At 49.2% G+C, this 1,237-nt stretch carries 1 protein-coding gene; it reads left to right on the top strand.

Annotation, left to right across the window (positions count from 1 at the left end; genetic code table 11):
- Positions 1–1,237 (top strand): DNA topoisomerase IV subunit B (gene parE / locus R7P35_RS24955; RefSeq protein WP_318093065.1); only part of this gene is annotated, 1,237 nt, incomplete at both ends.

Genomic DNA, 1,237 nt, shown 5'->3' on the forward strand with positions numbered 1-1,237 from the left:
TGCGAAGTATTTCGATTCAGCTAACTTCTCTGTAACTCGTTTGGTGAACAACCTACGAGCGAAAGCGGTACTTTGCCCAGGTCTAGAAATTACGTTTACCGATAAAGTAAACAACAAAGACTACCAGTGGTACTACGAAGATGGTTTGAAAGACTATCTAGCCGAAGGCGTAAAAGGTTACCCAGTACTACCAGAAGAACCGTTTACTGGGGAGTTTTCTGCAGACACAGAAGCAGCAAACTGGGCAGTAATCTGGCAGCCAGAAGGCGGCGAGATGATCACCGAAAGTTACGTGAACCTTATCCCAACAGCTCAGGGTGGTACACACGTAAATGGTCTTCGCCAAGGTTTGTTGGATGCGATGCGTGAGTTCTGTGAATTCCGCAACTTGCTACCACGTGGTGTGAAGCTAACGGGCGATGATGTTTTCGACCGTTGTTCGTACGTGTTGTCGGTTAAGATCCAAGATCCACAGTTTGCTGGTCAGACTAAAGAGCGTCTCTCTTCGCGTCAAACCGCTGCGTTTGTCTCTGGTGTGGTAAAAGATGCATTCAGTCTGTGGCTAAACGAAAAGCCTCAACTTGCAGAGCAACTAGCGGAAGTGTGTATTGCTAACGCCCACCGTCGTATGCGCGCAAGCAAGAAAGTCGTACGTAAGAAAGTCGCATCGGGTCCTGCCTTGCCAGGTAAGCTAACAGACTGTTCCGTACAAGACTTAAATCGCACCGAAATCTTCTTCGTGGAGGGTGACTCGGCGGGTGGCAGCGCGAAGCAAGCCCGAGATCGTGAATTCCAAGCGGTAATGCCACTGCGTGGTAAGATCCTAAACACATGGGAAGTCTCTGCCGATCAAGTTCTGGCGTCTCAAGAAGTGCATGACATCTCGGTTGCGTTGGGTATCGACCCAGACAGCGACAACCTTGACAGCCTACGCTACGGTAAAATTTGTATCCTTGCCGATGCGGACTCGGATGGTCTTCACATCGCAACGCTATTGTGTGCTTTGTTTACTCGTCACTTCCGCGCGCTCGTTGAAGCGGGTCATATCTATGTAGCAATGCCGCCTCTGTATCGAATCGACTGTGGTAAAGAAGTCTTCTACGCCCTCGATGACGATGAAAAAGATGGCATTCTAGAACGTTTGTCGAAGAAGAAAGCCAAAATCAACGTGCAACGATTCAAAGGTCTGGGTGAGATGAACCCAATTCAGCTGCGCGAGACCACAATGGATCCGAAC

The sequence above is a fragment of the Vibrio sp. Vb0304 genome, assembly GCF_033338995.1.
GTDB classification, from domain to species: Bacteria; Pseudomonadota; Gammaproteobacteria; order Enterobacterales; family Vibrionaceae; genus Vibrio; species Vibrio alginolyticus.